We start from the raw sequence: 21862 nt of genomic DNA on the forward strand, positions 1-21862 counted from the left end.
TAAAACTCCTTTCATTTCATTTGAGATAAAAAAATAGCACGTGCGATCACGTGCTATTTTAATAACTCGTCCTACTGACTATTGGTTTTCTTCTGCAGAATTAAGTAACTCAGCTAAGTTAGCTGTTGCTTCTTCAGCAGAAATTGTTGTTTGAATATCATCATTTGATGGTACTGCACGTTTACGTAAACGCTCTTTATGGTAAGCATAACCAGTACCAGCCGGAATCAATCGACCAACAATGACGTTTTCTTTTAAGCCACGTAATTCGTCGTTTTTACCAGCAACTGCTGCTTCGGTTAATACGCGAGTCGTTTCTTGGAACGATGCCGCAGAAATAAACGATTCAGTTGTTAATGATGCTTTAGTAATACCAAGTAGATCGTGTAAATAAACAATTGGTTCTTTACCTTGTGCTTCAAGTTCACGATTAATAATCTTCAAGCGTGAAACTTCAAGTTGTTCACCGTCAAGTAGACGAGAACCACCCGGATGAATAACCGTTGCTTTACGCAGCATCTGACGAACGATAACTTCAATGTGCTTATCATTGATTTTTACACCTTGCAGGCGATAAACTTCTTGAACTTCGTTAACAATGTAACGTGTTACCGCATTTACGCCACGTAGACGTAAGATATCATGTGCTGATTCAGGACCATCCGAAATCACATCACCACGTCCAACTTGTTCGCCTTCAAATACGTTAAGTTGACGCCATTTAGGAATCATCTCTTCATATGGTTCACTGCCATCTAATGGCGTGATGATCAAGCGACGTTTACCTTTGGTCTCTTTACCAAACGAAATAATACCATCAATTTCAGCAAGAATAGCTGATTCTTTCGGTTTACGAGCTTCAAATAAGTCAGCTACGCGTGGTAAACCACCGGTAATATCTTTAGTCCCTACAGAGGCTTGTGGAATACGTGCAAGTGTATCACCCACATTGATTTCTGAACCATCTTCTAATTGAACTAATGCTTTACCTGGTAAGAAGTATTGTGCAAGCATTTCAGTACCTGCAACATAGATATCTTTACCTTTAGCATCAACAATCTTGATTGCTGGACGTAAATCTTTACCTACACCTGTTCGCTCAGCGACATCTAAAATAACAATCGATGATAAACCTGTTAATTCGTCGGTTTGACGGGTAATCGTTTGACCATCAACCATATCAACAAATTTAACAAAGCCTTTCGCTTCAGAGATAACTGGCATTGTATGCGGATCCCAGTTAGCAACTGTTTCACCAGCATCGACTGCTGCGCCATTACCTTTTGTTAAAATCGAACCATAAGGAACTTTGTAAGTCTCTTTCATTCGACCTAAATCATCGATAATCGTTAACTCAGCATTACGTGATGTAATAACCAATTTCTTGTCTGGGTTAGTCACAAATTTAGCATTAGTTAATTTAATACTACCTTTGTTTTTAACTTGAACACTTGATTCTGCTGCCGCTCTTGATGCCGCACCACCGATATGGAACGTACGCATGGTTAACTGTGTACCCGGCTCACCGATTGATTGAGCTGCGATAACACCGATTGCTTCACCTTTATTCACTAAGTGACCACGTGCTAAGTCACGACCATAACATTTCGCACAAACACCAAAATCAGTATCACACGAAACAACAGAACGAACTTTAACACTATCAACCGATTCAGCTTCTAGTAAATCACAATAGCTTTCATCAAGTAATGTGTTACGTGGAATCAAGATATCGGCACTGCCTGGTTTTAACACATCTTCAGCCGTTACACGACCTAATACACGTTCACGAAGTGGCTCTTTAACATCTCCACCTTCGATAACCGGTGTCATCACTACGCCTTCTAATGTGCCACAATCGTCTTCAATAACAACTAAATCTTGTGCAACATCAACTAAACGACGAGTCAAATAACCAGAGTTCGCCGTTTTTAACGCTGTATCAGCAAGACCTTTACGAGCACCATGGGTAGAAATAAAGTACTGAAGTACGTTTAATCCTTCACGGAAGTTTGCTGTAATTGGTGTTTCGATAATAGAGCCGTCCGGTTTTGCCATCAAACCACGCATCCCTGCTAACTGACGAATCTGTGCTGCAGAACCCCGCGCACCTGAGTCGGCCATCATATAAATGCTGTTGAAAGAAGATTGTACTTCTTCTTTACCTTCACGATTAATCACTTTTTCAGTTGATAAGTTATCCATCATGGCTTTTGCAACACGTTCATTGGCTGCTGCCCAGATATCGATAACTTTATTATAACGTTCACCTGCTGTGACTAAACCTGATTGGAATTGCTCTTGAATTTCAGCAACTTCAATTTCAGCTTCGTTGATGATTTGTAATTTCTTAGCCGGAATTTCCATATCATCAATACCAACTGAAACACCAGAACGTGCAGCATAAGCAAAACCGGTATACATCACTTGGTCAGCCAAAATTACGGTTTCTTTCATACCGAGTTGACGATAGCAAATATTCAAAATACGTGAAATTGCTTTTTTGCCAAGTGGTTGGTTAATCACTGAGTAACTCATCCCTTTTGGCATAATCAACCATAAAATAGCACGCCCAACAGTAGTATCAATAACTGAAGTTGTTTCTTCCCACTCACCAACACTATTACGTTGGCTTTCAGTGATACGCACTTTAACTTTAGCATGTAGCTCAACAAGACCTAAACGATACAGTTTTTCTGCTTCTTTAGGACCGGTTAAAATCATGCCTTCACCTTTCGCATTGACTTTATCACGAGTCATATAGTAAAGACCTAATACCACGTCCTGTGAAGGAACAATAATAGGCTCACCACTCGCAGGCGAAAGAATGTTGTTGGTTGACATCATTAACGCACGCGCTTCTAATTGCGCTTCTAAGGTTAATGGTACGTGAACCGCCATTTGGTCACCATCGAAGTCAGCATTGAATGCCGCACAAACTAATGGATGTAACTGAATCGCTTTACCTTCAATTAAGATAGGTTCAAATGCTTGAATACCCAATCTGTGAAGTGTTGGTGCACGGTTTAGTAATACTGGATGTTCACGGATAACTTCATCTAAGATATCCCAAACAATCGCATCTTCACGTTCAACCATTTTCTTCGCAGCTTTGATGGTTGTTGCATAACCACGACGCTCTAATTTACCGTAGATAAATGGTTTGAAAAGCTCAAGTGCCATTTTTTTCGGTAAACCACATTGGTGTAAACGCAAGTATGGTCCCACTGTAATTACAGAACGACCTGAGTAGTCAACACGTTTACCTAATAGGTTTTGACGGAAACGACCTTGCTTACCTTTAATCATATCGGCAAGTGATTTTAATGGACGTTTGTTTGAACCGGTAATAGCACGACCACGGCGACCATTATCTAATAATGCGTCGACAGATTCTTGTAACATACGTTTTTCATTACGTACAATAATATCTGGCGCAGCTAAGTCTAATAAACGTTTTAAACGGTTATTACGGTTGATCACTCGACGATAAAGATCATTCAAATCTGATGTTGCAAAACGTCCACCATCAAGTGGTACTAATGGACGTAAATCTGGTGGCAACACAGGCAATACGTTTAAGATCATCCATTCAGGTTTATTTTCTGATTGAATGAATGCTTCAATAATCTTAATGCGTTTAGTGATTTTCTTCCGTTTTGTTTCAGAGTTTGTTGTTGAAAGTTCGTCACGTAGAGCTTCACATTCCGCTTGTACATCAATATTACGCAACAACTCTTGGATAGCTTCGGCACCCATGCGAGCATCGAATTCATCACCAAACTCTTCTAACGCATCTAAATATTGCTCTTCTGTTAAGATTTGACCACGCTCTAAGTTGGTCATACCACCATCAAGAACCATAAATGATTCAAAATAAAGAACACGTTCGATATCACGAAGTGGCATATCTAACAATAAACCAATACGAGATGGTAATGATTTTAAAAACCAGATGTGTGCAGTTGGCGATGCAAGTTCAATATGCCCCATACGCTCACGACGTACTTTCGCTTGTGTTACTTCAACGCCACATTTTTCACAGATCACACCACGGTGTTTTAAACGTTTATATTTTCCACATAAACATTCATAGTCTTTAACTGGTCCAAAAATACGCGCACAAAACAATCCATCACGCTCAGGTTTGAACGTTCGATAGTTGATTGTTTCAGGTTTTTTAACTTCACCAAAAGACCATGAGCGAATCATATCAGGAGAGGCAAGACCTATCTTGATAGCATCAAAATCTTCTGTTTTTGTCTGTGCTTTTAGAAACTTTAGTAAGTCTTTCACAATTGGCTCCTATGGAGTTAAACCAATTAGATAACTTATTATTGCTAATAAGTTATCCCTATAAATAGAAATCATTTTTAATTAGTGAAGATTACTCTTCATCTAACTCGATATTAATACCTAGCGAACGAATCTCTTTTAACAATACATTAAATGATTCTGGAATCGCAGGTTCCATACGATGATCACCATCTACAATATTTTTATACATCTTAGTACGGCCGTTTACGTCATCTGATTTAACCGTTAGCATTTCTTGTAGTGTGTAAGCAGCACCATAAGCTTCAAGTGCCCATACTTCCATCTCACCGAAACGCTGACCACCAAATTGAGCTTTACCACCCAATGGCTGTTGAGTAACCAGACTATATGAACCTGTAGAACGTGCATGCATCTTATCATCAACTAAGTGATTTAATTTCAGCATGTACATATAACCTACTGTTACCGGACGTTCAAACTGCTCACCTGTACGACCATCATACAATGTAATTTGGCCTGAAGTCGGCAAATCACCCAATTCTAGTAATGACTTGATTTCTTGCTCTTTTGCACCATCAAACACTGGTGTAGCAAGTGGCATACCATTACGTAAATTTTGTGCCAATGTCATGACTTCTTGATCGGTAAATTCTGCAACATTTACTTTTTGTGCAGCACCTAAACCAAGATCGTATGCTTTTTGGATAAACTCACGTAATTTAGCAAGTTCTTGCTGCTCTTTAAGCATTGTATCAATTTTTTGACCAATACCTTTAGCCGCCATACCTAAGTGGGTTTCTAGGATCTGTCCAATGTTCATACGAGACGGAACCCCTAGTGGGTTTAACACGATATCGACTGGACGACCTTTGTCATCATATGGCATATCTTCAATTGGATTAATCTTAGAGATAACCCCTTTGTTACCATGACGACCCGCCATTTTATCACCAGGCTGAATTTGACGTTTAACCGCTAAGTAAACTTTAACAATTTTGAGCACACCAGGTTGTAAATCATCACCTTGTGTAATCTTCATGCGTTTAGCTTCAAGCTTTTTGTTAAACTCAAGTTTAATTTCTTCGTGCTGTTCAGCAAGTTGCTCTAACTGTGCTTGTTTGCTTTCGTTTGAAATACCGATTGTTAACCATTTTTCTCGTGGTAAGGCATCTAATTTATCAGCTTTAATACCACCTGAAATTAACACATCACGAATACGCGCAAATAAAGCTGCTTCTAAGATTTTAAGCTCTTCAGTTAAATCTTTTCTTGCTTGTTTAAGTTGCATCTCTTCAATTTCAAGTGCACGTTTATCTTTTTGTACACCATCACGAGTGAAGACTTGGACATCAATAACCGTACCAGAAACACCATTTGGTACACGTAAAGACGTATCTTTAACGTCAGATGCTTTTTCACCAAAAATTGCACGTAGTAATTTTTCTTCTGGTGTTAATTGTGTTTCACCTTTAGGCGTCACTTTACCAACAAGAATATCACCACCTTTAACTTCAGCACCGATATAAACAATACCTGATTCATCTAATTTAGAAAGCGCAGCTTCACCCACATTTGGAATATCAGCAGTGATTTCTTCAGCACCTAATTTAGTATCACGAGATACACAAGATAACTCTTGAATATGGATCGAGGTGAAACGATCATCTTGTACCACTTTTTCAGAAACTAAAATAGAATCCTCAAAGTTATAACCATTCCATGGCATAAATGCCACGCGCATGTTTTGACCTAATGCAAGTTCACCTAAATCAGTTGATGGACCATCTGCAAGTACATCACCTCGTTCAACTTTTTCGCCTAATTCCACACATGGAATTTGATTGATACAGGTATTTTGGTTAGAACGGGTATATTTAGTTAAGTTATAAATATCAATCCCTGTTTCACCCGCATACATTTCATCGGCATTTACATTGACTACGATACGTGACGCATCAACATATTGAACAGTACCACCACGACGAGCAACGGCTGTTACACCTGAGTCAACAGCTACCGCACGTTCCATACCGGTACCAACAAATGGTTTTTCCGCTTTTAATGTCGGAACTGCTTGACGTTGCATGTTTGCACCCATCAAAGCACGGTTCGCATCGTCATGTTCCAAGAATGGAATTAATGACGCACCAACTGACACGATTTGTTGTGTTGAAACGTCCATATAATGAACTTGTTCAGGACTATATAAGCCCGACTCACCATTTAAACGACAAGTCACTAAATCTTCTTTAAAGCGACCTTCCTCATCAAGGTTTGAGTTCGCCTGTGCAATAACAAATTCACTTTCGTCAATTGCTGATAAATAATTAATTTCATCAGTCACAACACCGTCAATCACTCGACGATATGGTGTTTCTAAGAAACCATACTCATTAGTACGAGAATAGACCGCTAACGAGTTAATCAAACCGATGTTTGGACCTTCAGGCGTTTCAATCGGACATACACGACCATAATGAGTTGGATGTACGTCACGGACTTCAAAGCCTGCTCGCTCACGAGTTAAACCACCCGGACCTAATGCAGAAATACGACGTTTATGCGTAATTTCAGATAATGGATTATTTTGATCCATAAACTGAGATAACTGGCTAGAACCAAAGAACTCACGGATTGCCGCTGAAATTGGTTTAGCATTAATCATATCTTGTGGCATTAATGAATCAAGATCACCTAAAGATAAACGCTCTTTTACGGCTCTTTCAACACGCACTAAACCAATACGGAATTGGTTTTCTGCCATTTCACCAACGCTACGAATACGACGATTACCTAAGTGGTCGATATCATCAACATCACCATGACCATTACGAATACTGATTAATTTCTTCATAACGTCAACGATATCATCTTTAGTTAAGACGCTTTGACCTTCAATATCATCACGACCTAAAGAACGATTAAATTTCATTCGACCAACCGCTGATAAATCATAACGTTCATCAGAGAAGAATAAGTTGTCAAATAACGCTTCTGCAGCTTCTTTTGTTGGTGGCTCACCTGGTCGCATCATGCGATAAATTTCAACTAATGCACCTAAACGATCGCGTGTTGAATCAACATTTAATGTTTCAGAGATAAACGCCCCATGGTCAAGATCATTGGTGAATAATGTTTCAATTTTTTTGTAGCCTGCATTCGTTAATTCTAATAACAATTCTAATGAAATTGGTGTATTAGCAAATGCAATGACTTCACCTGTCGCGTCATTGACATAGTTTTTAGCAAGCACTTTATTAACGATGTATTCAACAGGTACATCAATTTTGCTTACTTTATCTTTTTCTAATTCACGGATATGACGTGCAGTAATACGGCGACCTTTTTCAGCGTACACTTTACCTTTTGATTCAATATCAAATAAGGCTGTTTCACCACGTAAACGCTCTGGGACTAAATCCATTTTTAATTTGGATTTGCCAACTTCAAAAATGGTTTTCTCAAAGAAGATATTTAAAATTTCTTCTGTTTCATAACCTAATGCGCGCAAAATAATTGTTGCTGGAAGTTTACGACGACGGTCAATACGAGCAAAAAGATTGTCTTTTGGATCAAATTCGAAATCAAGCCAAGAGCCACGATAAGGAATAATCCGAGCATTATATAAAACTTTACCAGAAGAGTGTGTTTTACCTTTATCACTATCAAAGAACACACCTGGACTACGATGTAATTGTGAAACGATTACCCGTTCGGTACCATTGATTACAAATGTTCCATTGTCCGTCATTAAAGGAATTTCGCCCATGTAGACGTCTTGCTCTTTAATATCTTTTACAGTTCCTTCTGGTGCATCTTTATCATAAATAACTAAACGTAATTTTACGCGCAACGGTGCTGAGTAAGTGATCCCTCTAATTTGACATTCTTTTACATCAAACACAGGTTCGCCCATCTTAAAGCTCACGTATTGTAACTCAGCATTACCACTATAACTTTTTATCGGAAATATTGAACGAAAAGCGGCTTCTAAACCATACTGACCTTCTGGATCTTGCTCAATAAATTTCTGGAACGAATCAAGTTGAATAGAAAGAAGATACGGTATATCCAAGACTTGTGGACGCTTACCAAAATTCTTACGAATTCGTTTTTTCTCGGTATAAGAGTAAACCATTAGTTCCTCAACTTGCTTATCTGCTATTTTAGCATGATTAAATATTCATCAGGAGCACTTCAATCGAATAATAACGCCTGACACCTCATCGAAAATATCTATAAATATCAATTGATTAGGCTTAATAAATATACTATTTCTTTATTGCTTTTTATTGATAGTCTTCAAATAAAATTCTTCGACTTTTTACAGCGCAAAAAGGCTGGAGGTAAAACCCCCAGCCATTTAGCTTGCTATCGATTAACTTATTTAAGTTCGACAGCTGCACCAGATTCTTCAAGTGCCTTTTTAAGTTCTTCAGCATCAGCTTTGCTAACACCTTCTTTAACTGTTGCAGGAGCTGATTCAACAAGATCTTTAGCTTCTTTTAAGCCTAAACCAGTTGCACCACGAACTGCTTTGATAACAGCTACTTTATTTGCACCAACATCTTTTAAGATTACATCAAATTCAGTTTTCTCTTCAGCTGCTTCAGCTGGACCTGCTGCTGCAACTGCAACAGCTGCTGCTGCAGAAACACCGAATTTTTCTTCCATCATAGATACTAGTTCAACAACGTCCATTACAGACATTTCAGCAACTGCATCTAAAATTTGTTCTTTAGTGATAGACATAATATAGTTTCCCAAATTTACAATTTTTAATTAATAAAATTCGTCATCATACTGCTAATTAAGCAGCTTCTTTTTGATCACGAACAGCTGCAAGAGTACGAACCAATTTGCCTGCTGCGGCTTCTTTCATGGTTGACATCAAGCGAGCTAATGCTTCTTCATAAGTAGGTAATGTTGCTAAGCGATCAATGTTCGCTGCAGTAATTAACTCACCTTCAAAGGCTGCGGCTTTAATCTCAAATTTATCGTTTTCTTTTGCAAACGCTTTAAAAATACGCGCAGCAGCACCTGGGTGCTCGTTTGAAAACGCAATTAGAGTAGGACCAACAAACGTATCTTTTAAACACTCATATTGAGTGCCCTCTACAACACGGCGTAATAGCGTATTACGAACAACACGCATATAAACACCCGCTTCACGAGCAGATTTACGTAATGCAGTCATTTTTTCTACAGTTACGCCACGAGAATCGGCAACAACTGCAGATAGCGCACCTTTGGCGATTTCATTAACTTCAGCAACAATTTCTTGTTTATTTTGAAGATTTAGTGCCATTGGTTTTGCTCCTGGATTAAAACTAGGCAAAGCCTAGACTTATTTAAACTAACTATAACAATATAGTTAGCACAACCACGATGAGCAGAATTCCTGTATTATATCTTATCAGGTTCTGTCACCGTCTACGTAGGAAAATTAAGTAATTAAAAGTCAATTACACCTACGGTCTTGGACGGGGTCTGGTTAAGGCCAGACACCAACCGATTTTTTTGTTTAATTAATAATGATTAATTAAACAGATGCATTCAATGTTGTTTGATCGATAGCAACACCAGCGCCCATAGTAGTAGAAAGACTTACTTTCTTCACAAAGACACCTTTAGAAGATGCTGGTTTTGCACGTTTTAACGCAACAAGTAATGCTTCTAAATTTTCTTTAAGTTTAGCTGCATCAAAATCAGCTTTACCGATAGTAGTATGGATAATACCATTTTTATCGTTACGGTAACGGATTTGACCTGCTTTCGCATTTTTTACTGCTTCAGCAACGTTAGGCGTTACAGTACCAACTTTAGGGTTTGGCATTAAACCACGTGGTCCTAAAATTTGACCTAATTGACCAACTACACGCATAGCGTCTGGCGATGCGATAACGACATCAAAATTCATTTCGCCTTTTTTGATTTGATCCGCAAGATCGTCCATACCAACTAATTCAGCACCCGCTTCTTTAGCTGCTTCTGCATTTGCACCTTGTGTAAACACAGCTACACGAACGCTACGACCAGTACCATGAGGCAATACAATTGCACCACGAACATTTTGGTCTGATTTACGTGAATCAATACCTAAATTTACAGCAACATCAACGCTTTCAGTAAATTTAGCAGTCGCAAGCTCTTTTAATAAAGCAATTGCTTCGTTGATTTCATATTGTTTAGTTGCATTCACTTTTTCGCGGATAAGTTTAGCTTTCTTAGATAATTTAGCCATCGATTAACCCTCCACTTCCAAGCCCATTGAACGAGCAGTTCCTTCAATAGAACGCATCATTGATTCAATGGTAGCACCATTCATATCTGCAGCTTTTAATTCAGCGATTTCGCGAATTTGAGCACTCGTTACTTTACCTACTTTTTTCTTGTTAGGCTCACCTGAACCAGACTTGATTTTAGCAGCTTTCTTCAATAGTACTGCCGCAGGAGGAGTCTTAGTAACAAAGGTGAATGAACGGTCTGAATAGACTGAAATAACAACTGGAATAGGTAGACCTTTTTCCATGCTTTCTGTTTTCGCATTAAATGCTTTACAGAATTCCATGATATTAACACCATGTTGACCAAGTGCTGGACCAACTGGTGGACTAGGATTTGCTGCACCAGCTGCAACTTGCAACTTGATGTAAGCCTGTACTTTTTTTGCCATTTTTTGGTTTCCTTCTCTCGGGTGCAAACGCTTCTATTATATAAATAGACAGCTCCCCTAAGTTAAATGAGGGCAGAATTATCCTACAATTGATATACAAATGCAAGATTTATTTTATGAACAATTAATACAAAGTAGGAGACTCCCCACTTTGTATTAAAAATGAAAACGTAATTAAAGTACGTTAACAGCGTTAAGTTCTTTAAATGCAAGTTCTAAACGAGCAACTAAAGAATCTTGACCTTTACGTAACCAAACACGTGGATCATAGTATTTTTTGTTTGGCGCATCAGGTCCTTCAGGATTACCTAATTGACCTTGTAAATAAGCTTCATTTGCTTTGTAGTAATCTAAAATACCCGCCCAGTTAGCCCATTGAGTATCGGTATCGATATTCATTTTGATAACACCATAACTAACTGCTTCTGCAATTTCTTCAGGTGTTGAGCCTGAACCACCATGGAATACGAAATTCAGTGATTTTTCAGGTAAGTTGAATTTTTCTGATACGTATTTTTGTGAGTTATCTAAAATTTTTGGTGTTAATTTAACATTACCTGGTTTGTAAACACCATGCACGTTACCAAAAGATGCAGCGATAGTGAAACGAGGGCTAATTTCGCTTAAACGCTCATAAGCATAAGCTACATCTTCAGGTTGAGTATAAAGTGCTGAACTATCCATATGGCTGTTATCCACACCATCTTCTTCACCACCAGTACAACCTAATTCTAACTCTAATGTCATTTTCATTGCAGACATACGAGCAAGATACTGACAACAAATATCAATGTTATCTTTTAATGTTTCTTCTGACAGGTCGATCATATGTGAAGAAAATAGTGGTTTACCAGTTTTAGCAAAGTGAGTTTCACCAGCATCAAGTAAGCCATCAACCCATGGAAGTAATTTTCTTGCACAGTGGTCAGTGTGAACAATCACTGGTACACCATATTTTTCAGCCATTAAATGAACATGTTTTGCACCAGAGATAGCACCTAGTACTGCACATTCTTGTCCTTCTAATTTAAGACCTTTACCAGCGATGAACTGTGCACCACCATTTGAGAATTGAACAATAACAGGAGAACCTACTTTTGCCGCTGTTTCAATTACCGCATTGATTGTGTTGGTATCAACACAGTTAACTGCTGGTAAAGCAAAGTTATTTTCACGAGCGATTTGAAATACTTTTTGAACATCATCACCAGTTACAACACCGGGTTTAACGACATCAGAAATCTTTGTAGCCATTTTATTACCTATGATTTAATTATTATAAAAAATAAAGGATGAGTAATCATCTCATCCTTTTTACTGAATCTATATTATGCTTTTGCTCTCGCTTCTAACATTGCAACAGCAGGAAGTTTTTTACCTTCAACAAACTCAAGGAAGGCACCTCCACCAGTTGAGATGTAAGAAATTTTATCTTCAATTCCAAATAAGTCAATTGCAGCTAACGTATCACCACCACCGGCAATTGAAAAACCTTCACTATCAGCAATTGCTTTAGCAACAATTTCAGTCCCACGACGGAAATTAGGGAATTCAAATACACCAACTGGACCATTCCATAATATGGTTTTCGCTTTTTTAATAATATCAGCTAATGCTTCAGCTGATTTATCACCTAAATCAAGAATTTGTTCATTTTCTTTAACATCAGAAACTGATTTTTCTGTAGCCGTTGCTGTTTCACTGAATTCAGTCGCAACACGTACATCAGTTGGAACAGGAATATGGCAGTTAGCCATCAATTTTTTCGCTTCCGGGATTAAATCCGCTTCATATAGTGATTTACCTACATTATAACCTTCAGCCGCAATGAAAGTATTAGCAATACCGCCACCGACAATAATTTGATCAGCGATTTTTGAAAGCGAATCAAGTACAGTAAGTTTAGTTGATACTTTAGAACCCGCAACAATCGCAACCATTGGACGAGCTGGGTTATCAAGTGCTTTTCCTAATGCATCAAGTTCCGCAGCTAATAAAGGACCAGCACATGCGATAGGTGCAAATTTACCCACACCATGCGTTGAAGCTTGAGCACGGTGAGCTGTTCCAAATGCATCCATTACATAGATATCACAAAGTGCGGCATACTTTTTAGATAACGTTTCATCATCTTTACCTTCACCTACATTGAAACGTACATTTTCAAGAACCACTAATTCGCCTTCTTTAACATCTACGCCATCAAGGTAATCTTTAACAAGACGGACAGGAAATGAAACATGTTCTTTTAAGTAATCAACGACTGGTTGCAATGAGAATTCAGGGTTATATTCTCCCTCTGTTGGACGACCAATGTGAGAAGTCACCATCACTTTAGCGCCTTTTTTGATTGCTTCTTCAATTGTCGGTAATGATGCCTTGATACGTGCATCAGAAGTGACTTTACCATTTTTGACTGGTACATTAAGATCTGAACGAATAAATAAACGTTTCCCTTTTAGATCAAGATCTTGCATTCTAATAACAGACATGAGACTTCCTCTTAATAAAAAAATATAAATAAAAATAAACTTCATGTATTCTAACATAAAAATTCTTTTTAGGTTATAGCGATTATTGTTCAAATAGTAAACGTTTGTCATCAATGTGTAATTTATAAATTGCAAATTTTTTATGTAACGGCATTGACAACTGGCAGAAAATCAGGCATATTTTGCCGCCTTATTAATATGTAATTTTATTTAAACTTGGGAGTTGACTTTGGCTAATATCAAATCAGCTAAAAAACGTGCGGTTCAATCCGAAAAACGCCGTAAACATAATGCTAGTAACCGTTCAATGATGCGTACTTATATCAAAAAAGTTTACGCAGCTGTTGCAGCTGGTGATAAACAAACAGCTGAAGTAGCATTCAAAGACATGCAAGCAGTTGTTGACCGTCAAGCGGCTCGTGGCTTAATCCACAAAAATAAAGCTGCACGTCATAAAGCAAATTTAATTAAACAGATTAAAGCATTGGCTTAATGCCCTCATCTGTTAACTATATATAGTTAAAAAAATGCTAAAAAGTGGTGTAAGCCACTTTTTTTATTTGTATACTAATCAGTTATTCCATATCAATAAAAAAAGAACAAGAGAGTATATTGTGGTTCAGCGTGATTATGTAAGAAGAAAAAGTCGACCGAAAAAAAACAAATCAAGCTTTATGCCAAAATTTATGATATTTATGGCAATTGCCCTTATTGTCTTATTTTCTGCCATTCTTTATTTTATTACCAATAATAAACCTAACAAACCCGCTGAACAACCAAAAGTCAAAACGCCTCCACCTGCCGTTACCTTGCCAGAGCAGCCTCAGGAACGTTGGACATACCTTAAAGCGTTAGAAACGCCCAATGCCAGTTCAAACGCAACATCGAATTCAGTTGCAAGTGAACGACAACAAATTTTAGACAGTTTTGCGAATAACACCAATACACGATCGAATGCCAATCAAACATCATCGACAACAACAAAATGGACATTACAATGTGGTGCTTTTAAGGAAAAAGCCAATGCAGACACTCTAAAAGCTCAACTTGCTATGGTAGGTATAAATGGTAATATTTCTTCTGGTCAGTTATATCGTGTTACAGCTGGACCCTATACTAGCAAAAGCGAAGCTGATAAAGCGTTGAGCTCACTAAAAAATAGTGGGATCAATAATTGTATTCTTTCTAACAAATAGAAAAAACCATGAAAACATTTCAGCAGATAACGTTGTTCTTAAAAATGTTGTGGGCTAAAATCAATCAAGATCAGTTGACCACATCCTCTGCCAGCCTTGCCTATACCACAATACTGGCACTCGTTCCGCTTATTACTGTTATTTTTTCATTATTATCCGCTTTTCCAATGTTTGATGAAATTAGCCTATCGCTAAAACAGCTCATTTACAGTAATCTTGTTCCTACCGCAAGTGATACCATCCAAAATTACTTAGAACAATTCATTGCCAATACGAAGAAGATGACGGTAGTAGGCATAGTGGGATTAATCGTTACCTCATTATTGCTTATTAACTCAATTAATAGTGCGCTTAATCATATTTGGAGAACGAAACGTAAACGCTCATTTATGTATAATCTAACCATGTACTGGACAATATTGACTTTGGGACCTATTTTAGCGGGCTCAAGTGTAGCGGTCAGTTCATATATATTTTCGTTAAACTGGTTATCAACTGGCACAACAGGAAATATTATGCTGAGTAGTTTACCGTTTATTATTTCTGTCGTTGGATTTTGGCTACTCTACAGTATTATACCTACTGAATCCGTTCCTTTTAAAGAATCATTCATTGGTGCCATTGTTGCAGCAATATTGTTTGAAATAGGTAAACGTGCCTTTGCGTTTTATGTAAGTTCATTTCCAACTTATCAGTTAATCTATGGCGTAGTATCTTCCATTCCGATCATGCTTGTTTGGATTTACTGTTCTTGGTGTATTGTCTTATTTGGCGCTGAATTTGCAGCAACCTTAACCGAATTTAACCGCACTAAAAAACGAATATCGGATAACCAAACTCAACCGGAGTAATATTTTTATGATCGCCTTAATCCAACGTGTTAAACAAGCTTCTGTCACTGTTGAAGATCAGATTATTGGAAAAATTAATCATGGTTTGTTGATATTACTCGGTGTCGAGCAAGATGATGATGAACAAAAAGCAATTCGATTATGTGAAAAAGTTCTTGGCTACCGTATTTTCAGTGACAGCGACGGTAAGATGAACCTTAATGTCAATCAAGCTCAAGGGGAAGTTCTTGTTGTATCCCAATTTACTTTAGTTGCAGATACCCAAAAAGGAATGCGTCCAAGCTTTACCAAAGGAGCTAAACCAGAAGATGCCAATAGACTGTATCAATTCTTTGTTGAGCAATGCAAAAAAAATATTAAGACGCAAACCGGTCAGTTTGCAGCAGATATGCAAGTATCATTAATTAATGATGGACCGGTAACCTTCTGGCTTCAGGTTTAGTCATTTAACGGATCATAGTCTTATGCAGGAATAGTTTCTACTTCACCTAATTCAGCAATACAGTCATTTACAATATGCTCAATCTAAAATCATTTTAATTTTTTAAGCATATCGATATCGGGTTGATTTTCATTTAAACCTAATTGATTTAATTTATTGGTATAAAACTGTTTAACATCCTGCCAACGATAATAAGGATATTGTTGGGTGCTAATTGGTAGATGGACTTCTTGTTCATTTAATAAGATTTTAACTAGTATCGGATGATGTGGTTGTTCACTTTTATAAAAAATCCATTGTATATTGGCGCCCATAGGAATAATTTTTTCTGCATGCCAGACAGTCGGATAATCAAATAGCGTCTTGGCAACTTTTGTTGTACCCTCTATTTCCATTAGCGTTGCAAACGGAGAAAGCGTCTCTGCATGAGCAAAACGCAAATTAGCATCAACATTATTACTGGTAATTGCAATATCGGCAGTCACTAGCATATCCTTTAATAAAGGTGCAGCAATTTTAATTTGAATACCATTGGCATCAAATGCCGGACCAATTTGTAAATAATTTTTGGCAGTGACAACCGTATTAAACCACGCATTTGCTTCCTCTGAAAAATAATCATCAAAATTAAGTTGATGATTAACTAATACCTCTGTGGGTAATGCCTGTAACTCTTGATAGAGTTGATAAACGGCCAGACTAAAATCTTCGGTTTTAATCGAATTATATTCACCAATATCCATTCCAACATTTAATTTTTCAATAAAATCAAGGGTAAAAAATTTCATAGCAACTGTTTGACTCAGTGCGATAGTTTTAGGTGAAAATTTAATTTCTTTTAAAGCATTTTTAACCACTTTACTCTGTTTATATTTATCATAAGCAGGCGAATAAATAAAAAAGCGTAACAACGTTTGTTCATTTTCGAGCTGGGTCGTGACTTGAATATGAGGATATTTTGCTTTAAAGGGTTGGACAAAAATTTCAGCCGTCTCTTTAGCCCTAGGCGACGTAGATGAAATCACCGCAATGTTATGTCCTTTAAAGACCGTTGGATTATTTTTTAACATTCGCTGACTGATGAGACCAATATCTTGACGCCCTAAATCGGTTAACTCTCCATAGTGATTATTATTCAACTGTTTAATATACAAAACTTGCTTGAGTAATGATTTTCCTTCATCAGTGAGTTGATTATCTTTGTCGGCTAATAATAATGTTTGATAGGCAATCTCTTCATATTTTGATTTACTAATATAGCGAGAACCATGACGACCAATATGATTAATATAAAATGCTTGATAGCCTTTTGGAGCAGGGGTAATGGTTTGCTTAGTGTCATAATGATAGGCGGTTTTTGAGCCTGCTAGTTGTGGTAATGCAAAACAAAATGAAGAGAAAGCAAGTAACATAATTGCACCTATTCCCCTAAAAGAATGAATAAACACGTTTTGATTAATTACTACCATACATTGCTCCTGCTAATCATACCATATCAAGAAAAGCGAATGGGTCTACGACATTATTTTTAAACGATACTGGTATCAAATCAATAGAAAAAGCATCTTAGAAACAATTTACAAAATCATTCCTAATAAACTTATTTATACCTCAATTGAAAAAGCCTAACGCAATTAAATGACAATATAAATTATTTTAATAACACTCTTTTAATTTTTGTAAAAAAGATTATCTTAGTAAGCATTTCAAAAAACTTCTATTAGTCGAATAAAAATAATGAAATTATATGGCATAACTGGCACCAAAATTTGTTGCGCTTTTATCGCAGCGTGCATAAAAGATCGTTACACATCTACCCGTTTTTTTAAGGATTTAATTGCTGGTATTACGGTTGGTATTATTGCTATACCATTAGCCATGGCTTTAGCAATAGCGAGTGGTGTTCCACCACAACATGGGCTTTACACCGCAATAATTGCAGGTTTTGTCATTGCATTAACCGGAGGTTCACGCTTCAGCGTATCGGGTCCAACAGCGGCATTTGTCGTGATTTTATATCCCGTTTCATTACAATTTGGTTTATCTGGATTACTTGTTGCGACCTTATTATCCGGTGTCTTTCTAATAATCATGGGAGTAATTCGACTTGGTCGATTAATTGAATATATTCCTTTACCTGTTGTTTTAGGCTTTACCTCTGGCATTGCGATAACTATCGCCACCATGCAAATCAAAGATTTTTTTGGTTTAACACTTGAACACATGCCGGAAAGCTATATTAGCAAAGTAACCGCTTTAGTTAAAACCTTTCCAACTATTAATTTTGCCGATACTTTAGTAGGGATTGTAACACTGATAGTACTGATTGTGTGGCCGAAACTTCGAATAAAAATATCCGGGCATTTACCTGCATTAATAACGGGTATTTTGGTCATGTTTATTTTGAATCAATTTGGCTATGAAATTGAAACTATCGGTTCTCGATTTACCTATATTTTACCTGATAATAGCATCGGTCATGGTATCCCGTCCGTTTTACCCGAATTTATCTTACCTTGGCAGCACGCTGATTTTAAATGGGATTGGTCAATGTTATCCGCTCTGCTTCCAATTTCGCTTACAATGGCAATGCTATGCGCGATTGAATCATTATTATGTGCCGTCGTATTAGATGAAATGACCCATACAAAACATCACTCAAATAGTGAACTTATCGGACAAGGATTAGGCAATATCATTGCGCCGTTTTTTGGAGGGATTTCAGCAACAGCCGCTATAGCCCGTTCCGCTGCTAATGTCAAAGCAGGCGCAACATCACCTATTGCTGCCGTGCTGCATTCGATTGTAGTATTGCTTGCACTCATTTGTTTTGCACCATTATTATCCTATATCCCTTTATCAGCAATGGCAGCCTTGTTATTGATTGTGGCATGGAATATGAGCGCTGTGCAACGAGTGATATATATAATTAAATGCGCACCTAAAGATGATATTTTAATCATGCTTATTTGCATGTCTTTAACCGTATTATTTGATATGGTTATTGCTATAACACTTGGCATAGTCTTAGCTTCAATCCTATTTATGCGTCGTATTGCACACATGACACGATTGGTTGAACTCAATCGAAGCAGTGAAAAAACATTAGTACTTCGCATTAATGGACCACTATTTTTTGCCGCCGCTGAACGTACCTTTTCTGAAATCTATCAGAAAATAAATGGCTATGAGCACATCGTATTACAGTGGGATGCGGTGCCTATTCTTGATGCGGGTGGGCTTAATGCATTACGCCATTTTGTTGATGAATTGCCAGAACAAGTAGATTTATCTATTTGTGAATTACAATTCCAACCATTGAAAACATTAGCCAGAGCCAAGTTTATACCGATTTCGAATAAATTAATGTTTTATTCAACATTAGACGAAGCACTGAAAGATAAAAATTAAAAGGACAATTAGTTTTATTATATTGATTAATTATTATACGCAAAGGAAATGGTACGCATTTTCTTTGCACATTTAGCATTACCTCCGTCATGCCTTCTTTTCGCTCGCTAAAAACGTCTGGCAAGTTTGAATTGAAAGGCTATGTTGATTACAACCGAAAGTTAACCATATAAAATAGGAATTTAATATGATATCTACTGAAAATAATACTCAAGATCTTAAACAAAAAACAGGCTGGTTTATTTTTATCGGTGTGATTTTAATTATTTTGGGATGCTTAGCATTAGGCTACCAGTTTATTGCAACTGTCTTTTCTGTTTACTTTATCGGTTCATTACTTTTAATTGCAGGTATTGCGCAAATAATACATGCCTTTAATATTAAAGGTTTTGGTCAAACAGCCTTATGGGCAGTGATGGGGATTTTGTATATCTTTATTGGATTAATGGCGTATTTCCAACCTATTGCCGTTTCTTCTGCATTTACATTACTAATTTCACTCTTACTGGTTATCAGTGGGTTTACGCAAATATTTGCATCATTAAATAACCGAGAAATACCACGTTGGGGATGGATTTTAGCATCGGGGATTATTACGCTAATTTTAGGTTTAATGATTATTGCCGGCTGGCCATACGATAGCCTATGGGTATTGGGCATGTTTTTAGGAATTGACCTTATTTTCCAAGGTTGGGCGTATGTCGCTATCGGTTTTGCACTAAAAAAACGCCAATAGTTAAAATAGCTAATCTGATTGCTCATAATCATGTGTTTTGAGATTATGAGCAATGTTTTCTAACTCATTCAAGCTCACTATCATTTTCTGAACGTATTGAAAAGCAGGCTATTTATAGCTTTTATTTGTTTTAGCTTTCACATCCTTCATGGATTGTAAAATACGATGATAATTATCAAGTCTCGATGGTGCTATTTTTCCTTCTTGTACCGCTTTTTGTAACAAGCACCCTGGCGTATTTAAGTGATTGCAGTCACGGAATTGGCACCCGCCTAAATAATCACCGAACTCTATAAAGCCATGAATAACCTGTTCAGGTTCAAGATGCCATAATCCAAATTCACGAATCCCCGGCGAATCAATAATATCGCCACCATTGGGTAAATGATAAAGCCGTGTAGATGTTGTGGTATGTTGACCAAGACCCGATAATTCAGAGATATCGCCCGTTAAAGCTGATTGTGCCTGTTCAGGCAATAACAGATTAATAATGCTTGATTTACCTACACCAGACTGACCAACCAAAATAGACACTTTTCCTTGTAATGCATCTTGCAAAGGGGCCAGCCCTTGTTGATTTTGGCAAGAAACAAACAATAGCTGATAACCAATATCCCGATAAATTGATAGCTGCTTTTCAATCTCAACACGCTGATCAGGGTTAAGTAAATCAATTTTATTTAACACAATAATGGGATGAATATTGGTTGCCTCACAAGCCACTAAATAACGATCAATAATATTCAAGGATAATTCTGGTAAAACTGCTGATATGATAACAATCTGATCAACATTAGCTGCGACAGGTTTTACACCATCATAAAAATCCGGACGTACCAATTCTGAATGTCGAGGGTGTACCGCCTCAATAATACCATTAGTATTGGGTTCCAAACTCTCTCGCCATATTACTTTATCACCGGTAACCAACGACGGTAAGGTACGGCGAATACTGCAACGATAAATTAGTCCAATATCATCTTCGACGTCAGCGGATTTACCATAACGACTCACGACGACACCTTCACGCGGCAACGAAAAATTCGACAAGTTGTCATCGTGTCTTGTCTCTAATCGTTGCTGATGTTTAGCAGCTACACGCCTTTTTTGATTTTGGGATAGTTTATTTTTTGCCACAATTAAGAATTTTTTACTATACAATTTGTCAGATATGCTACACTACTCAGCATCAAAAAGAAAATTTCTACAGCAAATTATGATCACACACACTAAAATTAATAGTAGTAATCTTATTTGGATTGATCTCGAAATGACGGGTCTCGATCCAAAAACTGATCGTATCATTGAAATTGCAACCATTGTAACTGATTCTGACCTAAATATTCTTGCTGAAGGTCCAGTTATTGCTGTTCATCAATCAGATGAACAATTGGCACTCATGGATGAATGGAATCAAAATACCCATGGCAAATCAGGATTAATTGAACGCGTTCGACAAAGTTCTTTCTCAGAACAGCAAGCTGAAGAGATAACATTAGCATTTTTACAACAATGGGTACCTGAAAACTGTTCACCAATATGTGGCAATACGATTGGTCAAGATCGTCGTTTTCTTTTTAACTATATGCCGAAGTTAGAAAAATATTTTCATTATCGTTATTTAGATGTCAGTACTATTAAAGAACTAGCAAAACGTTGGAAACCCGAAATTCTGAAAGGCATTACAAAACAAGGTACCCATCAAGCACTTGACGATATTCGTGATTCCATTTCAGAACTTGTCTATTATCGTCAGCATTTTTTTAATCTAGATCATTAA

At 37.3% G+C, this 21862-nt stretch carries 17 protein-coding genes; 7 read left to right on the forward strand and 10 right to left on the reverse strand.

The genetic code is table 11. The features are described 5' to 3' along the window. Positions 1–78: 78 nt before the first annotated feature. The 8 genes from rpoC to pgk form a co-directional block, all read right to left on the reverse strand. Positions 79–4296, reverse strand: a complete 4218-nt coding sequence (rpoC, locus tag GYM75_RS10985; protein ID WP_220215981.1) for a DNA-directed RNA polymerase subunit beta' — start codon at positions 4294–4296, stop codon at positions 79–81. Between the two features lie 91 nt (positions 4297–4387). Continuing rightward, the gene (rpoB, locus tag GYM75_RS10990) at positions 4388–8416 is read right to left on the reverse strand and encodes a DNA-directed RNA polymerase subunit beta (protein WP_065559746.1); all 4029 of its coding nucleotides are present in this window, start codon (positions 8414–8416) and stop codon (positions 4388–4390) included. A 245-nt stretch (positions 8417–8661) separates the two neighbouring features. After that, a complete protein-coding gene (gene rplL / locus GYM75_RS10995; RefSeq protein WP_065559747.1) occupies positions 8662–9030 on the reverse strand; it encodes a 50S ribosomal protein L7/L12 in 369 nt (122 codons plus the stop codon). 58 nt (positions 9031–9088) lie between these two features. Continuing rightward, on the reverse strand, positions 9089–9586 hold the full coding sequence (gene rplJ / locus GYM75_RS11000; protein WP_025316516.1) for a 50S ribosomal protein L10: 498 nt from the start codon (positions 9584–9586) through the stop codon (positions 9089–9091). A 234-nt stretch (positions 9587–9820) separates the two neighbouring features. After that, complete coding sequence (gene rplA / locus GYM75_RS11005) at positions 9821–10522, reverse strand: 50S ribosomal protein L1 (RefSeq protein WP_065559748.1); 702 nt, start codon at positions 10520–10522, stop codon at positions 9821–9823. A 3-nt stretch (positions 10523–10525) separates the two neighbouring features. Beyond that, positions 10526–10954 carry a 50S ribosomal protein L11 gene (gene rplK, locus GYM75_RS11010; RefSeq protein ID WP_065559749.1) on the reverse strand — a complete coding sequence of 143 codons (429 nt, stop codon included), beginning with the start codon at positions 10952–10954 and terminating at the stop codon, positions 10526–10528. 174 nt (positions 10955–11128) lie between these two features. Further along, a complete protein-coding gene (gene fbaA / locus GYM75_RS11015) occupies positions 11129–12208 on the reverse strand; it encodes a class II fructose-bisphosphate aldolase (protein ID WP_065559750.1) in 1080 nt (359 codons plus the stop codon). Between the two features lie 74 nt (positions 12209–12282). Next, positions 12283–13446: a phosphoglycerate kinase gene (gene pgk, locus GYM75_RS11020; protein WP_065559751.1), complete on the reverse strand. Its 1164-nt coding sequence runs from the start codon at positions 13444–13446 to the stop codon at positions 12283–12285. A gap of 229 nt (positions 13447–13675) precedes the next feature. Here pgk and rpsT point away from each other — a divergent pair, with 229 nt between their 5' ends. From rpsT to dtd, 4 genes are read left to right on the forward strand one after another with little or no spacing between them, the layout of a single operon-like run. Next, entirely contained in the window at positions 13676–13939 is a 264-nt protein-coding gene (gene rpsT, locus GYM75_RS11025) for a 30S ribosomal protein S20 (RefSeq protein ID WP_025316521.1), read from the forward strand. Positions 13940–13973: 34 nt separating this feature from the next. Further along, the gene (locus GYM75_RS11030; protein ID WP_220215982.1) at positions 13974–14642 is read left to right on the forward strand and encodes an SPOR domain-containing protein; all 669 of its coding nucleotides are present in this window, start codon (positions 13974–13976) and stop codon (positions 14640–14642) included. Positions 14643–14650: 8 nt separating this feature from the next. Then, complete coding sequence (locus GYM75_RS11035; protein ID WP_220215983.1) at positions 14651–15493, forward strand: virulence factor BrkB family protein; 843 nt, start codon at positions 14651–14653, stop codon at positions 15491–15493. 7 nt (positions 15494–15500) lie between these two features. Continuing rightward, positions 15501–15935, forward strand: a complete 435-nt coding sequence (gene dtd, locus GYM75_RS11040; protein ID WP_220215984.1) for a D-aminoacyl-tRNA deacylase — start codon at positions 15501–15503, stop codon at positions 15933–15935. An 89-nt stretch (positions 15936–16024) separates the two neighbouring features. On the opposite strand, the gene GYM75_RS11045 is transcribed toward dtd, so the two are convergent. Beyond that, positions 16025–17404 (reverse strand): histidine-type phosphatase, encoded by a 1380-nt coding sequence (locus GYM75_RS11045; protein WP_220215985.1) that lies wholly within the window; start codon positions 17402–17404, stop codon positions 16025–16027. Positions 17405–17672: 268 nt separating this feature from the next. Between GYM75_RS11045 and dauA the strand changes: the two genes are divergently transcribed. Continuing rightward, positions 17673–19346 (forward strand): C4-dicarboxylic acid transporter DauA, encoded by a 1674-nt coding sequence (gene dauA, locus GYM75_RS11050; protein ID WP_220215986.1) that lies wholly within the window; start codon positions 17673–17675, stop codon positions 19344–19346. A gap of 187 nt (positions 19347–19533) precedes the next feature. Then, complete coding sequence (locus GYM75_RS11055) at positions 19534–20082, forward strand: HdeD family acid-resistance protein (RefSeq protein WP_220215987.1); 549 nt, start codon at positions 19534–19536, stop codon at positions 20080–20082. A gap of 108 nt (positions 20083–20190) precedes the next feature. Here GYM75_RS11055 and rsgA read toward each other — a convergent pair whose 3' ends face one another. Further along, positions 20191–21219 (reverse strand): small ribosomal subunit biogenesis GTPase RsgA, encoded by a 1029-nt coding sequence (gene rsgA / locus GYM75_RS11060; protein ID WP_220215988.1) that lies wholly within the window; start codon positions 21217–21219, stop codon positions 20191–20193. Positions 21220–21298: 79 nt separating this feature from the next. Here rsgA and orn point away from each other — a divergent pair, with 79 nt between their 5' ends. Then, positions 21299–21862 (forward strand): oligoribonuclease, encoded by a 564-nt coding sequence (gene orn, locus GYM75_RS11065; RefSeq protein WP_220217314.1) that lies wholly within the window; start codon positions 21299–21301, stop codon positions 21860–21862.

The organism is Gilliamella sp. ESL0441 (assembly GCF_019469185.1).
Lineage (GTDB): Bacteria > Pseudomonadota > Gammaproteobacteria > Enterobacterales > Orbaceae > Gilliamella.

Bases quoted from the DNA above. Each gene is read 5' to 3' on its own strand.
- rplK (WP_065559749.1), bottom strand. From the start codon at position 10,954: ATGGCAAAAAAAGTACAGGCTTACATCAAGTTGCAAGTTGCAGCTGGT.
- GYM75_RS11035 (WP_220215983.1), top strand. From the start codon at position 14,651: ATGAAAACATTTCAGCAGATAACGTTGTTCTTAAAAATGTTGTGGGCT.
- GYM75_RS11045 (WP_220215985.1), bottom strand. From the start codon at position 17,404: ATGGTAGTAATTAATCAAAACGTGTTTATTCATTCTTTTAGGGGAATA.
- dtd (WP_220215984.1), top strand. From the start codon at position 15,501: ATGATCGCCTTAATCCAACGTGTTAAACAAGCTTCTGTCACTGTTGAA.
- pgk (WP_065559751.1), bottom strand. From the start codon at position 13,446: ATGTCTGTTATTAGAATGCAAGATCTTGATCTAAAAGGGAAACGTTTA.
- rplL (WP_065559747.1), bottom strand. From the start codon at position 9,030: ATGTCTATCACTAAAGAACAAATTTTAGATGCAGTTGCTGAAATGTCT.
- rplJ (WP_025316516.1), bottom strand. From the start codon at position 9,586: ATGGCACTAAATCTTCAAAATAAACAAGAAATTGTTGCTGAAGTTAAT.
- rplA (WP_065559748.1), bottom strand. From the start codon at position 10,522: ATGGCTAAATTATCTAAGAAAGCTAAACTTATCCGCGAAAAAGTGAAT.
- fbaA (WP_065559750.1), bottom strand. From the start codon at position 12,208: ATGGCTACAAAGATTTCTGATGTCGTTAAACCCGGTGTTGTAACTGGT.
- GYM75_RS11030 (WP_220215982.1), top strand. From the start codon at position 13,974: ATGCTAAAAAGTGGTGTAAGCCACTTTTTTTATTTGTATACTAATCAG.
- dauA (WP_220215986.1), top strand. From the start codon at position 17,673: ATGAAATTATATGGCATAACTGGCACCAAAATTTGTTGCGCTTTTATC.
- orn (WP_220217314.1), top strand. From the start codon at position 21,299: ATGATCACACACACTAAAATTAATAGTAGTAATCTTATTTGGATTGAT.
- GYM75_RS11055 (WP_220215987.1), top strand. From the start codon at position 19,534: ATGATATCTACTGAAAATAATACTCAAGATCTTAAACAAAAAACAGGC.
- rpoB (WP_065559746.1), bottom strand. From the start codon at position 8,416: ATGGTTTACTCTTATACCGAGAAAAAACGAATTCGTAAGAATTTTGGT.